General features: G+C 44.6%; 13 protein-coding genes. All 13 read right to left on the bottom strand.

Going from position 1 to position 18,008, the window contains the following annotated elements:
• Positions 1-140: 140 nt before the first annotated feature.
• Positions 141-1,547 carry an NADP-dependent phosphogluconate dehydrogenase gene (gene gnd / locus KAJ71_RS22865; protein WP_248947750.1) on the bottom strand — a complete coding sequence of 469 codons (1,407 nt, stop codon included), beginning with the start codon at positions 1,545-1,547 and terminating at the stop codon, positions 141-143.
• A 153-nt stretch (positions 1,548-1,700) separates the two neighbouring features.
• Positions 1,701-2,822 carry a glycosyltransferase family 4 protein gene (locus KAJ71_RS22860; protein ID WP_248947749.1) on the bottom strand — a complete coding sequence of 374 codons (1,122 nt, stop codon included), beginning with the start codon at positions 2,820-2,822 and terminating at the stop codon, positions 1,701-1,703.
• 8 nt (positions 2,823-2,830) lie between these two features.
• Positions 2,831-3,772: a glycosyltransferase family 4 protein gene (locus KAJ71_RS22855; RefSeq protein WP_311295085.1), complete on the bottom strand. Its 942-nt coding sequence runs from the start codon at positions 3,770-3,772 to the stop codon at positions 2,831-2,833.
• 193 nt (positions 3,773-3,965) lie between these two features.
• Positions 3,966-4,859 carry a GDP-mannose 4,6-dehydratase gene (locus KAJ71_RS22850; RefSeq protein ID WP_248947748.1) on the bottom strand — a complete coding sequence of 298 codons (894 nt, stop codon included), beginning with the start codon at positions 4,857-4,859 and terminating at the stop codon, positions 3,966-3,968.
• Complete coding sequence (gene gmd, locus KAJ71_RS22845) at positions 4,859-5,899, bottom strand: GDP-mannose 4,6-dehydratase (RefSeq protein WP_248947747.1); 1,041 nt, start codon at positions 5,897-5,899, stop codon at positions 4,859-4,861. Before gmd ends, KAJ71_RS22850 begins: the two co-directional genes overlap by 1 nt.
• 45 nt (positions 5,900-5,944) lie before the next feature.
• Entirely contained in the window at positions 5,945-9,664 is a 3,720-nt protein-coding gene (locus tag KAJ71_RS22840; protein ID WP_248947746.1) for a glycosyltransferase, read from the bottom strand.
• On the bottom strand, positions 9,664-11,058 hold the full coding sequence (locus KAJ71_RS22835; protein ID WP_248947745.1) for a class I SAM-dependent methyltransferase: 1,395 nt from the start codon (positions 11,056-11,058) through the stop codon (positions 9,664-9,666). Before KAJ71_RS22835 ends, KAJ71_RS22840 begins: the two co-directional genes overlap by 1 nt.
• Positions 11,048-12,277: an ABC transporter ATP-binding protein gene (locus KAJ71_RS22830; RefSeq protein ID WP_248947744.1), complete on the bottom strand. Its 1,230-nt coding sequence runs from the start codon at positions 12,275-12,277 to the stop codon at positions 11,048-11,050. The genes KAJ71_RS22835 and KAJ71_RS22830 overlap by 11 nt, the downstream gene beginning before the upstream one ends.
• Complete coding sequence (locus KAJ71_RS22825; protein WP_248947743.1) at positions 12,277-13,071, bottom strand: ABC transporter permease; 795 nt, start codon at positions 13,069-13,071, stop codon at positions 12,277-12,279. Before KAJ71_RS22825 ends, KAJ71_RS22830 begins: the two co-directional genes overlap by 1 nt.
• A gap of 2 nt (positions 13,072-13,073) precedes the next feature.
• Positions 13,074-14,447, bottom strand: coding sequence for a phosphomannomutase CpsG (cpsG, locus tag KAJ71_RS22820; RefSeq protein WP_248947742.1), 1,374 nt, complete (start codon positions 14,445-14,447; stop codon positions 13,074-13,076).
• A 14-nt stretch (positions 14,448-14,461) separates the two neighbouring features.
• Positions 14,462-15,871 carry a mannose-1-phosphate guanylyltransferase/mannose-6-phosphate isomerase gene (locus KAJ71_RS22815; RefSeq protein WP_248947741.1) on the bottom strand — a complete coding sequence of 470 codons (1,410 nt, stop codon included), beginning with the start codon at positions 15,869-15,871 and terminating at the stop codon, positions 14,462-14,464.
• Between the two features lie 663 nt (positions 15,872-16,534).
• A complete protein-coding gene (gene galE, locus KAJ71_RS22810; RefSeq protein WP_248947740.1) occupies positions 16,535-17,557 on the bottom strand; it encodes a UDP-glucose 4-epimerase GalE in 1,023 nt (340 codons plus the stop codon).
• 165 nt (positions 17,558-17,722) lie between these two features.
• On the bottom strand, positions 17,723-18,008 hold a 286-nt coding region (locus tag KAJ71_RS22805), incomplete at its 5' end, for a hypothetical protein (protein ID WP_248947739.1).

The raw sequence follows: 18,008 nt of genomic DNA, 5'->3' as shown, positions 1-18,008 counted from the left end.
GTGCGTTTAAACTCGGTCATTATCACGTTCTCCGGATTTAAGTCGAAAACGTGTCAACGCTATTCAGGACGGGTCACGGGTAATAAAAAAGCCGCCGGGCGTTAACCTCGGCGGCTTTTTTTATCGTTCAACGTGCGGGGTTATTCCATCCATTCGGAATGGAATACGCCCTCTTTGTCGGTACGCTTATAAGTGTGAGCACCGAAGTAGTCACGCTGCGCCTGGATCAGGTTGGCAGGCAGCACCGCAGAGCGGTAGCTGTCGTAGTACGCGATGGCCGCAGAGAAGGTTGGCGTTGGGATGCCGTTCTGCACCGCATAGGAAACCACATCACGCAGCGCCTGCTGATACTCATCGGCGATTTGCTTGAAGTAAGGTGCCAGCAGCAGGTTGGCGATGTCGGCATTCTCAGCGTAGGCATCGGTGATCTTCTGCAGGAACTGAGCGCGGATGATGCAACCGGCACGGAAGATCTTGGCAATTTCGCCGTAGTTCAGATCCCAGTTGTTTTCCTTGGAGGCCGCTTTCAACTGAGAGAAGCCCTGCGCATAGGAAACGATTTTACCCAGGTACAGAGCGCGACGAACTTTCTCGACAAACTCTGCTTTCTCGCCGCTGAAGGCTGCAACTTTCGGGCCGGTCAGGACTTTGGAAGCCGCTACGCGCTGGTCTTTCAGAGAAGACAGGTAACGCGCGAACACCGACTCGGTGATCAATGACAGTGGCTCGCCCAGATCCAGAGAACTCTGGCTGGTCCATTTGCCGGTGCCTTTGTTGGCCGCTTCATCCAGGATCACATCAACCAGGTATTTACCCTCTTCGTCTTTCTTGGTGAAGATGTCTTTGGTGATGTCGATCAGGTAGCTGTTCAGTTCGCCCTTGTTCCACTCGGCGAAGGTGTCAGCCAGCTGCTCGTTGTTCAGATTCAGCGCCTGCTTCAGCAAGGAGTAGGCTTCTGCGATCAGCTGCATGTCGCCATATTCGATACCGTTGTGCACCATCTTCACATAGTGGCCAGCACCGTCGGCACCGATATAGGCTACGCATGGCTCACCTTCGGCCACAGCGGCGATTTTCTTCAGGATTGGTGCCACCAGCTCGTAAGCTTCTTTCTGGCCACCAGGCATGATTGAAGGCCCTTTCAGCGCCCCTTCTTCGCCACCGGAAACGCCGGTGCCAATAAAGTTGAAGCCCTGAGCAGACAGCTCGCGGTTACGACGGATAGTGTCCTGATAGTAGGTGTTACCACCGTCGATCAGGATATCGCCTTTATCCAGGTGCGGAGTCAGCGAGGCAATGGTCTTGTCCGTAGCTTCGCCCGCTTTTACCATCAGCAAAATGCGGCGCGGTGTTTCCAGCGATGCAACAAACTCTTCGACGGTGTAGTGCGGCACCAGATTTTTGCCCGGGTTCTCTGCAATAACTTCGTCAGTCTTGTCGCCTGAACGGTTAAAGATAGAAACGGTATAGCCACGGCTTTCGATGTTCAAAGCCAGATTGCGGCCCATCACCGCCATGCCGACAACGCCGATTTGCTGTTTGGACATTAGGAACTCCTGTCTGAGGATGACACCTGTATCACGGCTCTTGGCCAACAGGTTTTTGATGTGGTCAACATGTTAACTCAGGATTGTGTTCACTGGGTAGTGATTGGTGCGATAGGTCACATAATTGCATATCACGGATAGACAATGCGGTTTTTACAGGCGCTTCTCGATCAACTGCTGATATAGCTCAATGTAGCTTTCCGCCATACGTGCAGAAGTGAACAGGTCCTGGAAACGCTTTGCAGCATTATCTCCGTAACGGGCTGCCAACTGCGGATCGTTCCACAGTTGCACCATCGCTTGGCGCAATGCGTCAGCATCTGACGGAGGTACGACGATGCCGGTTTGCTTATCCAGATTGATGTAGGTTGTACCTGTGCCGATCTCACTGGAAATGAGCGGCTTACCAAACATCGCCCCTTCGAGCAAAGTGATACCAAACGCCTCTGAGCGCAAATGGGACGGGAAAACCACGCTGTAGCAAAGTTGCAATAAGGCGGCTTTATCTTCATCTGGCAACGCGCCAAGGAAATGAATATTCTTTAAACCTAAATCTGCGGCCTGCTGTTTCAACTCTTGCTCAATCGGACCTGCTCCAACGATCACCAACGGGAAGTCGGTGCCTGTTACCGCATCAAGCAGAATATGGAGCCCCTTGTAGTAGCGGAAAGCGCCAACAAACAGGAAAAAGCGATCGCCCACCTTTTGTCGCCAGTGGTCAAGGTGCTGTTCATCCGCCATGGGATAAGAGTTCTTATCCAAACCATAAGGGATCACTTTGACTTTTGGCAGGTATTTCTGCAAGGTCACGCTCGTTTCCACATAGTTTGGCGAAGCCGCGACAATACAATCAACCGAGTCTAAAAATTTGTTCATCAACGGCGTATAAAATTTTAACGCCAATTTTTGCTTCACTATATCCGAGTGATAGCTAACAATCGTCGGTTTTTTGACACCAGCGATAAAATGTACCATATCCATAAATGGGTATGGGAAGTGGTAATGGATAATGTCTGCTTGTTCAGCTAACTGTTTGAATTTTTTTACCGCACTGATGGAAAACGGTGTTGAGGCAACTTCAAAATTGGTTGCTGAGTAATAGGCCGAGTGCGAGCCGACGCGTTCATTATCAATATCACCACGCGTGCTTAGCGACAGCGTTGTCGATTCGATATCATGACATATGCCAGCTTCGCTTAACTGGTAGATAACCTGTTCAATGCCGCCAAAGGAATCAGGATAATATGTTTTATAAAAATGCAGAACTTTTAACATGAAAGCTATTAAACCTGCTGATATGCGTGAATAGTCTCTGCAGCACAACGCTGCCAAGAGAAGGTTTTTGCCCGACTTAACCCACCGGTGATGGCAGATTCACGCCAAGTCTCATCTTCAATGCTCTGATGAATTAACTGCGTCAAGGTTTCGACATCCAAAGCGGCGCAGGTCAACGCGCACTCTCCAACCACTTCGGGTAACGAAGAACTGTTGGAACACACCACCGGCACACCCGATGCCATGGCTTCCAGCACCGGCAACCCAAACCCTTCATATAACGATGGGAATAGGAAGCTCCTGGCGCCAGCGAATAGGTAAGGTAAATCTGATGACTTGGTGTAGCCCAGATAACATAACCACCCTTCGCGTTCAGCCTGTTCAAAACGCACGTGCAAAGCCTCACTACGCCAGCCTTTAAAGCCGCTGATAGCTAATGGATAAGCCTTTCTTAAGTTGAGTGGCAACCGTTCGTAGGCGGATAGCAAAGTTTCAATATTCTTGCGCGGCTCAATCGACCCGGTAAATAAACAATATCGCCCCGCCTGCAGCCCATACTGGGATACTACAGCAGTAATAGACTCGGGATCGCGCGGGTAAAACTCCCCACTGCTAGCCAGTTTTGCCGCATATACTTTATTAGCAGGCAAGTTAAAATAATCCATCACCTCTTGCCGTGTAAAATCTGAGTCAGTGATCAAGATATCGGCACGTTTCATCGTCAGCAGGAGTTCTTTCTGCATAAATCGGACGCGCTCTTGAGGATGGCATTGCGGCCACATAAAGACAGAGAGATCGTGGAAGGTGACCACACTAGGTCCAACTTTAGGCGGTAAGTAGAAATTTGGACCATGATAAATGGCATCAGGATGTTTTTTAAGTGCCTGCGTTTTCAGCCAAGGTGCTATTAGACGATAAAGCTCGGAGGCAACTTTGCTTTTTTGCACCATTTGACGAAAACCTTGGTTCGCCCCCCCCCCTCCCTAGCTTGCGGTATTTGCTTACTTAGGCTACGCCCCTGAAGAAATAAAAGCTCAGATATCTCCGAGCTTTTAGTTAAACAGTTGGCTAACTCATAAGCATATCGGCCAATCCCAGTTAACGGATATTTAATCGGGTCAGTACCAAATATGACTTTCATCGTCAGTTTTCCAACATCCAGCGCAACGTTTCCTCCAACGGAGGTGTATCCCAATCACCGACAAGACTGTGCAGTTTTGTCGCATCGCCACACAGTATTTTTACTTCGTTAGGACGGACAAAAGCCGGGTTTACGCGGATATCCAGGTGGTGCGATGTGATTTTCTCACACAAATCAACCGCTTCACGTAAAGAATAAGTTCGACCGGAGCAGACATTGATCGTTTCGCCGATAGGCTTGGCCCGTAACAGTGCCACATAGGCCTTGCTCAAGGCGCGGACATCGGTAAAATCACGCCAAACGTCGATATTGCCGAGCTCGATAACGGCAGCCTTACTCTTGTAGTGTTTAACGATTTTCGGCAACAAGAAATTATCTGCCTGGCCAACACCGGTATAATTGAAGGGCCGCGTGATGAATATCGGCAGTTTATCCACCCAAAGTCTGGCCATAAACTCCATGGCTAGCTTACTCACCGCATAGTCATTCGCAGGATTGGCGGGAGACTCCTCGCCGAGTTTACCTTCAGTGCTGTTACCATAAACATTGGCACTGCTGGCAATTAACACGGCATCCAGTTTATGACCACTGCCAGAAAGCGCCTGCAGTAAGTTCCGGGTACCTAGCAGGTTTACGTTATAGAAAGCATTCGCATCACCATGGCCCACAAACGCAATGGCAGCAAGATGAATAACGACATCTGGCTTAATTTGGCCAATAGCTTCCGCTAACACCGCTTCGTCTTGCAAGTCTACCTGAAAATAGTCCGCCTGAACCGAAGGTAATGAACCCAGCCCATAAACCCGATATCCGGCAGCGGATAATTCCGCTGCCACATAGCGGCCGGTAAACCCATTGATGCCCGTAACCAAGGCACGTTTGCCGGCGCCGAACATCAGAAGGAAGACCCTTTCTGATTACGTACAAGATCCTGCTCCACCATCATCTGGCACAGCTGCTCCAGAGTGGTCTTCGGCTCCCAACCCAAAATTTCTTTGGCGCGAGCTGGATTACCGATCAACAGTTCCACTTCTGCCGGACGGAAGAATTTCGGGTTAACGCGAACCAGCGTTTTACCGCTAGCTACGTCAATCCCGACTTCTTGCTCATCTTTGCCTTCAAAGCGCAGGGTATAACCGGCGGCTTTAAATGCCATGGCAACGAAGTCACGAACGGTTTCTGTACGGTTGGTTGCCAGCACGAAGGTATCCGGCTGCTCAGCCTGCAGCATACGCCACATGCCTTCGACATATTCTTTGGCAAAGCCCCAGTCGCGTTTGGCATCCATGTTACCCAGCTCCAACACGTCCAGTTTGCCCAGTTTGATTTTGGCAACGGAGTCAGTAATTTTACGGGTAACAAACTCACGACCACGCAGCGGCGACTCATGGTTAAACAGAATGCCGCTTGACGCAAAGATACCGTAACTTTCACGATAGTTGATGGTCATCCAGTGGGCATACAGTTTGGCAACGCCATACGGGCTACGCGGGTAGAATGGCGTATCTTCCTTCTGTGGAACCGCCTGTACTAAACCGAACATTTCAGAGGTTGATGCCTGATAGAAACGGATTTTAGTGTTAACAATGCGGATCGCTTCCAGCAGGTTAACCGGGCCAATACCGGTTATTTCCGCTGTGGTAATAGGCTGTTCGAAAGACACCCCCACAAAGCTCTGCGCCGCCAGGTTATAAACCTCCGTTGCCCCTGTTTGCTGCAACAAACGGATGCTGGCAGACAGATCGGTCAGATCATACTCAACCAGATGCAGATTCGGGTGCTTATCAACCCCCAGCTCTTCAATACGCCAGAAGTTTACGGAGCTGGTACGGCGGTAGGTTCCGTGAACTTCATAACCTTTATCGAGCAGAAGTTCAGCCAGATATGCGCCGTCTTGGCCAGTGATCCCCGTAATTACGGCTACTTTTTGAGTCATCTTATTGTCCACCACAAGTTAAACTTACTATCTAGAAATATAAATTCATTTTAAAAAAACGTTGAGCAGTTGCTTTGCGCTTTGCTCCCATGTCAGCCATTTTAAACTTGTGACATCAGGGACTCCAGCAATGCTTTCCAACTTGCACCATTCATCTATTGCAGTCGCCAAACTACCTGCCGACATTCCATTAAAATAAAATGCGCTATCACCAGCAACCTCACGAAATACAGGGATATCACGCGCAATGATCGGCACATTATATTGAGCAGCTTCAATCAATGGCAAACCAAATCCTTCTCCACTACTGGCTAAAATCAAACAGTTCGCAGCCCTGTAGACCCGTTCGAGATACTCATCACTAACGCCTGACAACCAAAAGAGCCGGTTATTGAGTTCCTTATGGGTCGAGAGTCTCTCTATCAGTTGCTCAACCATCCATCCTTGCTTACCTACGATGACAAGATTAATATTCTTGCCATTTTTCCACAAAATTTCGAAAGCATCCAAAACCTGAGTATGCTGCTTGCGAGGCTCGATAGTACTGACCATCAAAAAGGTGGGCCTACTCGCCATTTTTTCCAGCACATTTGCCGAGTCAACAAACTCACCGTTTGAAGGAACGGAATTGACCAAGTCAGCCCCAAGGTGGAACCATTGGATATCAAAATAATCGACTCTATTTGGGTATGCCGTAGAGACCCAATTGGTTAACTCATTGGCTACCGTTTGAGAAATACAAATTGCGCCATCGAATTGAGTAATGCAACTCAACCAACTTTCATAGGTACCTTTAGCGCCAGGGAAAAAGGACTCAGGCGCCAGTATAGGTAACAGGTCATACACCACGAAATGCACTTTAACACCACGGCGATGCATTTCTCGTAAAAAATCCTGTTTCGACTGAACTATATTCGGCTGGAGATCTAACCCCAGGAATACATCTCCCTGCCAAGCTTCTATCGGACTATCGCCGGTCCAATCAGAAGGTATATCTAAAAATTGACAGGTGAATTTACGGGCATAACGATATCCTGTAGACATTTCTGTCGCATATATCGGCTCGACAATCCATCCTTCTGGTGGATTATGCAATAATTGATTAAGTACAGCCCTTACGACCCGTTGTATACCACTTTTGGCATCCCTTTGAACAAGCTCGGAAACATCGACGAATAACTGTTTTTTCCGTGGCTCAGGCTCGTAATTTTTTGCAATAGCCGTTGAAAGCCTTAAGTACTCAGCAGAAATGTCATGCTCTGCATCTCTAACTATACGCCCGATCAGTTTTTGGGCACTATGATGGGATTCACCATAGAACGACTCTATTGCAGTTTTATACTCTTCAGCACAAGTTCTTGGATGATGAGCTGTTCTGATCTTACTTATTGCTGCGGCCTTAAGTCTTTCTCTATAATTTTCGTCGTTATAAAGTGATGTTAGAGTATCGACCAGTTCAGACTCTAAAAACTCATCAGCCAATTTAACAACACTAAATTCATCAAGATCGGCCATTGAACCGTTAGCATTGACTATCGTAGCCAGACCATAATTCATGCAATCAAGCACGGTGCCTGAAGTCTCGCCACGGGAAAGTGTACGTAATTGCACGCCAACGTCTGCTGCGGCTAACCACATCTTATAACTTTCAACTTCGGCCCAACCGGTGATCTTGATTCTTTTCCCACATTTACTTTTTTTGATCAGCTGTTGTAAGTCACTGCCATAAGTTCCGCTATGGTTTTCACCAACAAAAACAAGGTGACATTCTTCATGTTCAGATAACGGGGAGTTTATCCATGCAGAAAGTAATTTATGATTTAACTTGGTTGGACCTAGCAAACCAAAGCTGCAGACTAAAAATGCATTTTCACTGATGCCTAATTTTTTTCGTGCAAGCTTGCGCGGTATATCATAGACAGGCACTCGTAAATGAGGAATCAAAGTCCAATCAGATGCTATTGTATGCCCATATAATTTTGACGCCAACCTTCTCGAAAAATCAGAATGAACAATGACACCCATGGAATTTTGGAGAACCGAAATATTACAAGGGTATTTATACACAACATCAGCCGTATCTTTAGCATGATATCGCATATATACCGCAGGCCAACCACCAGACTTATGGAGTTCTTGACTCCAAACACCTGGGTATTGCGACGTAGCTACATCTATATGTGCAACGACACCTGAAATAAAGAAGTCATGGAGTACAACAACCCCTGGGTAATCGTTTAAAAGTTGGAACATATGCCCGTGGAAAGCAGAGTTTCCAAAGTGATATAATATGCGGTCATACTGGGCCGAATGACCTTCAAAATACTGAACACTTCTTATATTACAGTTGGCAATAATGTAAGGTTCTGACACTGCATCATCCTGATCGACAACAACGTCAATAGAATAATGCCGACTTAGCTCTGAAATTAACTCTGCGCTGTAATCTGCAATACCACTTTTTGCTGGAGGTAGAGGCGAAACATAGGCTAAGCGTTTGCGATTAGCTGAAACAAAGGGGAGGCAAGGTAATTTCTGCGTTAAATTTTTTGCATGGAATTTTTCTAAAGCATCCCAAGCCAGTTTGGCAGATATGTCCCAAGAGAAAATGAGCGACTGCGACTCCGCATGTTTCTCGAGCGAGGCTTTAAAATCTTCATCAACCAACAATCTCTCGAGTTTGGCCGCAATTTGCTGGTTATCATAAGGATCAAAGAGTGCCTCCTCGCAACCTATAACCTCAGGTATGCTTGATAGATTCCCACCAATAACAGCTTTGCCACAGCACATGGCTTCTAATACTGGCAAACCAAACCCTTCATGCCACGATGGGAATACAAAACAATAACAATTGTTATATAGACCAATCAGATCGGCTTCTGGGACGTAACCAGTAAAGATTACATCCTGCTTTTTAAGCCCAAACGACTTACATAACTGTGCTAAACGATCACGTTCAATATCTTGTATTGAGCAAATAATGGCCAGTTGGTGTTTTAATCTCAAACTGACAGGTAACAAGGAATAGGCTTTAAGCAATCCTTCAATGTTTTTCCTATGATCTATCCCACCCGTATACATAATATAGGGGGTATCCAGATTATACTTATTAACTAAAGAAAGACGTTCATTTTCGGTTTGAGTTATTTTTCTGAAGCCTTCATCACACGCTGTAGAAATATTTACGACATTACTTTCATTGAACCCCAAATAACGAATAGCCTCGCCACGCGACGAATTAGAGATGGATAGTAGCAAGTCAGCTCGACGCAGGTGATCTATTTTATCCAGATACCATTGCTCAACCACATCATCTTTTAAATAGATATCTTTATGTATAAAAGGGATGAGATCATAAAGAATCACCGCCGTTGGAACCTTAGTGTTAAGGTTGCCGATGCTTGTTACAGCGTCATCTGGCAAACCCTCAAACAAAGAGGTAACTAATAATATATCTGGAGAAAGCTTTGTTATGAAATCTTCTCTAATTTTCTCACAGATATCTCGACGTGCATCATTGCTCTTATCTATCGCACTAACTGGGCCAATGGCAGACCAGACCTGTATATTTTCAATTGGCAGGTAGCGACTAAACTCTCTGCGTATACTATCAATACTGTCCAGTAGTAGACCATTAAGTAAAAGAATTACTTCATGCTGTTCTTTCAACTCAAGCATACGTTTAACTAAGTCGGAGGTGTAACGCCCAATACCTCTTTTTCCATTAGTCGCTTGCAATCCCTGCATATCTATAACTATGCGCATTAACGATTCCTCAACTCATCGTTCAAGCTTGCTTTATTTAAAGCATGATAAATTGCTCTAGCCTTTGGCGATAATTCAGATTCTGAATCTGAGTTATGATTCTGTATATCATATGAAACATGTCTGCTGTTAGACTTGTAATAAACTCTCTTAGCAAAGCTATAAAGACCGAATTTATTTATTAAGCCTAGCAGTATACTCTTTAATTTTGGCTTTGTATTTAAAAAGCTGATGACTCTTTTTGCAAGAGAAACCAACTTCCGTTTAAAGAAAGTCATTATTCTTGATGGTAGGCTTTTGAAACCATTCATTTTTGTTGGTCTGACGATCCATCTCAAAACTCTTGATAATGCACGTACAGGCGAGGTTAACTTCCATGAAGTACTTGAATAAACAAGACTCAACAGGTTCTTGGTATCTGAATGGTTTTTTTGTTCAGTTCTAAGCTGACCTTCTAATTCCGATACTTTGGCTTTCAACTCGGAGTTTTCATTTTCTACGTACGATAGAAATTTTTCCGATAGCTTATTAAACTCACTTTCCAAGTGGTTTATTTTATCATCAGATAAATCGCTTCTCGATAAAGACAACTCCTTCAAAGTATCATCTAATGACGATATTCTTTCATCTCGCTTTAGAAATGATGCTTCAATATACTTATGATACTTAGTCGACAAGTCTTGTAGACCTATACCGTAAGTTTGACTAAAAGCGGTATCTAATGCATTTAAAATTTCAGAATCACCTTTTTTTTGCGCAACAACGCAATAGTCAGGACTGACACCGCCAAGAACATCAATTAACTGTATGTCCTCTTTGTCGTTCAAGTCTTTATTCTCTTGAAGGCGTAATATTTTAGTGCGCTCGAAGCCTTGATGTTCAGTAAGGAAACTAAGAAGCAAACTTGGTATCGGCGTTACATGAGTAGGATCAAGATAGAAATTATTAGTGGAAACTATTATATTCTCTGGATTGGGCGTTTCCATAATAAGCAGGCCACCTGGTTTAAGTATTCGAAATGACTCTTCAACCAGCCTCTTTACATTATCGAATCCAATATGCTCGATTAAATGAAATGAAGATACTATTGGCACAGACATGTCAGGTATATTTTCTAAATATGAAATGACATCCCCTTTTTCAACATTTAACTCTAGATCATGGCAATATGAGAGCATCCCCTCATCAAGATCAATTCCTTTGCCCTCAAAACCAAGTTCCTGCATAAGCTGTAGCCATTCGCCACGGCCACACCCTAAATCGATGATAGCATCGTCAGGATAAATATCCTTAAAGGGAAGCACGAATGGCATGTACGCATTTAAGCGTTCTTTTATAGACTCACGGCTACCGCGATGTTTATTTTCAAAAGAACTATAGAAACTATCTTTCATTGATTTTCACCTCCACAGGTAACCATGATACTCCGACAAATGTATTTTTATTAACATTGACCACATTAAATACGAGTGCTAAATCTCGCCATTCGTAATTTTTATTAATGTGCGTATCACGGTCATGGAGTGCTACCGCAACTGAGTAATTCCCCTCACCTAAATTCATGTTAAATTTAAATTCAAATTCAACCTCTTGACCTACACGCAGATCCTTCAGAGTTTTTCCAAGATGATAAGTATTAATCCCAAACATAGGCTGACCCAGTCGGTCTTTTATCATATAACCTAAAACTAACTCAGGAATATCTTTCTCAATTTTGACGACAATTTTTAAGGTTACGCTATCGCCTACGCTTACCATTTCAATAGATTTATCTTCATGTGAGCATAACGTAATAGAAGATATTTTAGCATCGCCGGAACCAGAAACTGTTTGCATTTGACCTGACTTCGTCATTTCCTGTTTTACCGTCAATGCTGAGCCTGATTTTTCAGCAAGCATGGCATTGTAATAATCCATGATAATTTCAGGCTCACCTTCTTTTTCTACCTTACCCGCATTAAGCAAAATTGCCCTATCACAAATCGATTGAATGGCAATTTTATCATGTGAGACAATAAGTAGCGTTGTACCTTCGCTGCGAAATTTACGTATTCGATCGAAACTCTTATGCTGAAAGTAAGCATCACCGACTGATAAAGCTTCATCAACTATCAAGATATCAGGCCTTACCGCAGTTGCGACACTAAAAGCTAAGCGCATCTGCATGCCGCTAGAATAGACCCTCACCGGCTGATCAATATATTCACCAATTTCCGCAAAGGATTCTATCTCAGGCATCAGTCTATCTATATCACTGTTGTTTAGCCCCAATAGTTGCCCAGACATGTAAACATTCTGCCGGCCTGTAAAATCAGGATGGAATCCCATACCTAACTCAAGTAATGCAGCTACCCGACCATTGAGTGTTATTTTTCCGACCGTAGGCTGGATAGTACCTGTTATTAATTTTAATAGCGTACTTTTACCAGCCCCATTGATACCAATAATACCAACCGCTTCGCCGGGACGAACAGTGAAATTGATATTATTCAAAACCCACACTTTGGAATGCTTAACAACTTTGAAAGGTGAAACCCATTCAATTAAGCGACCAAAGCGGGACGAATACTTTTTATAGGCTTTACCAACGCCTTCTACAGAAATTTGTCCCATTATAACTCATCCACCATATCAGCAGCATGTTTTCTAAAAAGATGCATTCCTAAGCCGCATAGAATAATAGCAGCTACAATTACGGGCCAGACGCTTCCCCATGCTATAGGCTGCTGATGAATGATAACTTGCTGGAAATTATCAACCAATACGGCCATGGGATTATATTTCAAAATCTCTTGTGCCCAAACAGGTAACGCACTCAATACATAAACTATAGGCGTAAACCAAAACCAAAATTGTAGCAACACCGTGACAAACTGACCTACATCACGGAAGAAAACATTGACTACGCCAAGCACAACCCCTAATCCTAAAGCAAATGCCACTTCAATAACTAATAATGGTATTATTTCTACGATGGAATAAAAATGAAAGTTCCCTGTAATCATTAAGAAAACAAGGAAGAGAGAAAATATAATAGTGAAATTTATTATTGCCGATAATGCAACAATAATGGGTAGACATATCCTTGGGAAACTTAACTTCTTTAATAGTCCGGCGCTTTCGATGAAAATATTTTGACTTCTACTAATAATTTCAGCAAACAGCCCCCAGGTAATTATCCCTACGCAAAGATAAATACTATAGGCAAACACTCCACTAGCACCAGGAAGGCGAGTTTTCATCACCTGAGAAAAAACCAGTGTATAGACAAGAATCATCGAGAGTGGTTGTAAAATAAGCCATGTTGCTCCTAGCATACTCATTTTATAACGTATCTGAAACTCTCTTTTTACGCTTCCAACAATAAACCCTCGATAGCGATAAATAGTTAGCAATAATTCTTTCAAAATCATTCCTCACCAAGGATATTTAAAATTTCCATCGTTTTCTTATTCATCAAAACGACATCACCCTTAGATTCTACGTTCAAGCGTACAACTGGCTCCGTATTTGACGTGCGTAAATTAAAACGCCAGTCAGGATATTCAATACTAATGCCATCAGTTAAATCAATATTCAGTGCCGCTGGCTCATAGATAGCTCTAATTTTCTGTATCTTCAGGGAAGCATCTGTTAACTTACGGTTAATCTCGCCTGACGCAGGGTAGGCCAACATACGATCACCAACCAACTGACTCAGTGCCTTACTTTTAGTAGAAAGCAAACCAGCCACCAACAACCACGGGATCATCCCACTATCACAGTAGGCGAAGTCGCGGAAATAGTGATGCGCGCTCATTTCCCCACCGTAAACGGCATCTTCTTTACGCATGCGCTCTTTGATAAATGCATGACCGGTCTTAGACATAACCGGTACCCCGCCAGCCTGGTTGACAATATCAATGGTATTCCATGACAACCGCGGGTCGTGAATAATCTTGGCGCCTGGATTGGTTTGTAAAAATGCCTCGGCTAATAAACCAACGATATAGTAGCCTTCAATGAAGGTTGCGTTTTCATCAAATAGGAAACAACGATCGAAATCGCCATCAAAAGCAATCCCCATATCAGCTTGATGCTCCAATACTGCCTTTGCGGTATCTGCCCGGCATTCTGGTAGTAACGGATTTGGGATGCCGTTCGGGAATTGTCCGTCCGGTTGATTGTGGATCTTGACGAACGAAACCGGCACGTTTTCCTGATTGAAACGCCGTTCAATCTCATCGATCACATGGCCAGCAGCACCATTCCCTGAGTTGATCACCAACTTCATTGGGCTTAGCGCCTTGGTATCAATGTACCCTAACAGATGATCTACATAATCATTCAGAATAGAGATCTGCTGATAGCTGCCACGTTTGCTTTCATCAACCGGAGCGAAGTTATTCACTTCGGCCAATTCCTTAATCGCAAACAGGCCTGTGTCGCCACTGATCGGTTGTGCATTCTCACGCACCAGCTTCATCCCGTTATAGTTCATAGGGTTGTGGCTTGCTGTAACCTCGATCCCACCATCCATATTGAGATGGAATGTGGCAAAGTACACTTCTTCTGTCCCACTTAACCCAATGTCAAAAACATCGGCTCCGGCATCACGTAGGCCATTTGCCAAAGCCAATTTTAATGCTTCACTAGTCAAACGCACATCGCCACCCACGATAATGCGCTTTGGCTTTAAATATTCGCCATAGGCTCGCCCAATACGGTAAGCAATATCTTCGTTTAACTCTTCACCAAGTTGACCACGAATATCATAAGCCTTAAAGCATGTTAAACTGTTCATTAAAACCTCAAAAATTAGCAACGCCCATAGTGATCTTTTATGCGGATAACGTCATCATCCCCAAGATAAGAGCCAGACTGAATCTCAATCAATTCTAACGGAATGTTGCCTGGGTTTTCTAAACGGTGGATAACCGCAACGGGGATAAATGTTGACTGATTCTCGGTAATCAAGAACGTCTTATCGCCAGTAGTCACTCTCGCAGTGCCGGAAAGCACGACCCAATGCTCAGCGCGATGGTGATGCATTTGCAAAGAGAACGCCTCACCCGGATTCACAGTAATACGATTGACGTTAAAGCGTTTCTCGGCGACCAAAATGTCGCAACGGCCCCATGGACGATACACCTCACGATGCCGACGGTATTCACTACGCTTGTTCTTCTTTAGATGTTCAACAATCTTTTTAACATCCTGAACCTTTGATCTATCTACTACCAAAACGGCATCTTTGGTGTTAACAATCACCAGGTTTTCTACACCTACAGCAGCGACCAACTTCTCGTCAGTGTTGATGTAGCAGTCACGGGAGTCATAAAGGAAAGTATCTCCGGTTAGCGCATTACCCGCCGAGTCTTTCTTGCTTACTTCCCACAACGCCGACCAAGAGCCGACATCACTCCAACCAGCATCCAGGGGAATGACCACCGCATCGTGAGTCTTCTCCATTACCGCATAGTCAACTGAGTCATCCGGGCAGGCAGAAAACGCATCGCGATCAACATTGATAAAGTTTTTATCGCATTCAGTGTTATTAAGCGCATCACGGCAAGCCGCAAGGATATCTGGGCGGAATTTTTCCAGCTCTTCCAGATAGCGCTTGGCACGAAACATGAACATGCCGCTATTCCAGAAGTATTCACCGGTCTCGATATAGCTTTGTGCCGTCTCGCTGTCAGGCTTCTCTACAAACCGTTGGACAGGTGCAGCCACCGAACCATTCTTACATTCCCCACGTTGAATATAACCGTAACCCGTTTCAGGCCCGGTGGGGACAATACCAAAAGTGACTAGACTCTTTGCTGCCGCATGTGGCAGTGCCAGGTCAATGGCACGATGGAATGCTTCGACATCATTGATAATGTGGTCGGCCGCCAACACCAGCATGATAGGGTCGTTACCCTGGGCAATGGCATTCAATGCGGCCAAGGCTATCGCCGGAGCAGTGTTACGCCCTACCGGTTCCAGAATGATGTTATGCGATAACATGTCGATCTGCCGAAGTTGTTCAGCAACCATAAAGCGGTGATCTTCGTTACAGATTACAACAGGCTCACTGACGCCGACACCATCAAGCCGCTTTAACGTTTCTTGCAACATGGAATGGATGCTATGCAAACGCAGGAACTGCTTGGGATGGAGTTCACGGGACATTGGCCATAAACGACTGCCAGTGCCACCTGCCATAATTACGGGTAGTAACATTATTTATCCTTTATTACGTTAAGCTAAAAAGCTTCAAGTAATACAATCACTTAATAAAAATACGCCAATCGCAGTCTTTAACTCACTTTCTTAAATCATCACTCAGTCTTAATCCTCTTGGCAGTCATTATGCCATTATTCCGATTTTCACCCAAGCTGTCATACTTTGTTACATAATGAAGTATAATGGTTGACCGTAGAGGCGAGGTCAAAAAACAATCAAAAAGCCATTTTACTCACTGCCAGATCAAAAATGCACGCTACCGCCCTTGGCTCAACAGCTACCAATAGACTGAAAATAAAGTATAAATTTTACGTTTTATCCAACCGATACGCTAAGTTAAGCATACAACAAGGCACACGATCATTACCCACACGCGTATTATGCCCATTGAACGAGATTTTTGCTGCGTATGCTACCACTTAAGCGGACAAAACACCTGTAGATTGTCCGCTCTTTCAGTTTAATCTGGAGACGTTTGTTGGTTTATTGAGCTCCTCCCTGCTCTATCAGCAAATTTATTTTATCTCAATTAATTAAGATGGAAGAAAGTCCTAAATTCTGTAACAAAGCCTGCAAATAGATAGTCACCTTATCATTGCAAGGGCGAAAAAAAAGCCCATAAATGGGCTTTTAAGAATGCGCAATATCAAAGAATTTTCTTACTTTTTAATAACATATCCCTGCGGGTTGTTCTTCTGCCAGTTCCAGGTATCACGCATCATCTCATCGATACCACGGCTCACCTCCCAGCCCAGCTCTTGGCGAGCCAGGTTGGCGTCGGCCCAGAAGGCTGGCAAATCACCATCGCGGCGCGGCAAGATCTGATAAGGGATAGCGACACCGGAGGCTTTCTCGAAAGCATGCACCATATCCAGCACGGAGAACCCAACACCAGCCCCCAGGTTATAAGCTTTGAACCCTTCGACCTTATTCAGATGATCCATGGCCATCAAGTGGCCTTCAGCCAGATCCATCACGTGAATGTAGTCACGCACACCGGTACCGTCTTCAGTTGGATAATCACCGCCGAAAACACCCAGCTTCTCCAACTTGCCGATAGCAACCTGCGAGATGTAAGGCAACAGGTTATTAGGGATGCCATTGGGATCTTCACCAATTAGGCCAGACTCATGAGCACCAACCGGATTAAAGTAACGTAGAGCGATAATCGAGAACTGCGGCTCTGCCTTGGCGAAGTCCTGCAGGATTTGCTCAACCATCAGTTTGGATGTGCCGTACGGGCTAGTCGTACCACCAATAGGCGTGGTTTCAACATAAGGTACTGGGGAGTTAGCCCCATAAACAGTGGCTGAGGAACTGAAGATAAACTGATGAACTCCAGCACGACGCATCTCATCCAGGAGCACTAGGGTGCCAGAGACGTTATTCTGATAATACTCTAACGGTTTGTGGGTGGACTCCCCTACCGCTTTGAGGCCAGCAAAGTGGATTACCGCCGAGATACGGTGGCCATCGAAGATGCGGTTCAGACACTCCGGATCTTGAATATCGCCTTGGTAGAAGATGGCGACTTTGCCAGTTAGCTGCTCCACACGATGCAGTGACTCTTCGGATGAGTTCGATAGGTTGTCTAGGACGACAACCTCTTCGCCACGTTCCAGCAAGGCCAGAACGGTGTGGGAACCGATGTAGCCGGCTCCGCCGGTGACTAGAATTGCCATTGTTACCTCTTTTGTGCGCCTGGGGCATTGGAAATCAGAATGAGTAGCCTTCTATTGTACTCATTTATTAATTAATAATATTTTAAAGAAGCAAGAGAAATTCCCAGCTAAATACTCATGCACGTTCAACAGATATTATAAAATACAAGTAAAATCCTCTTGGTATCACTTTAAAAGAATTTTAAATAGGATAGGGGATGCCATTGAATAAATGAACCAATTAGGATTTAATAACAGTAGCCTCCCTAGATCTACTTCCCCCCCCATTACATAGAAAATACAGAAGTGATGAAATATATAAATATTAAGTGTGCTATCATTATAAATCAAATCAATAAATACATCACTAATTAACAAATATTCACATCTATCTGGGCTTTGTTGAATAAATCGGATTGAGACAAAAGCTTTCCCGAATTGACGAGCTATCAGGCAACACGCACACTTTTTG

It is taken from the genome of Serratia silvae (genome assembly GCF_023282985.1).
Lineage (GTDB): Bacteria > Pseudomonadota > Gammaproteobacteria > Enterobacterales > Enterobacteriaceae > Chania > Chania silvae.
The sequence above is the reverse complement of the archived record's forward strand: the minus strand, read 5'-3'. Positions and strand labels throughout refer to the sequence as shown.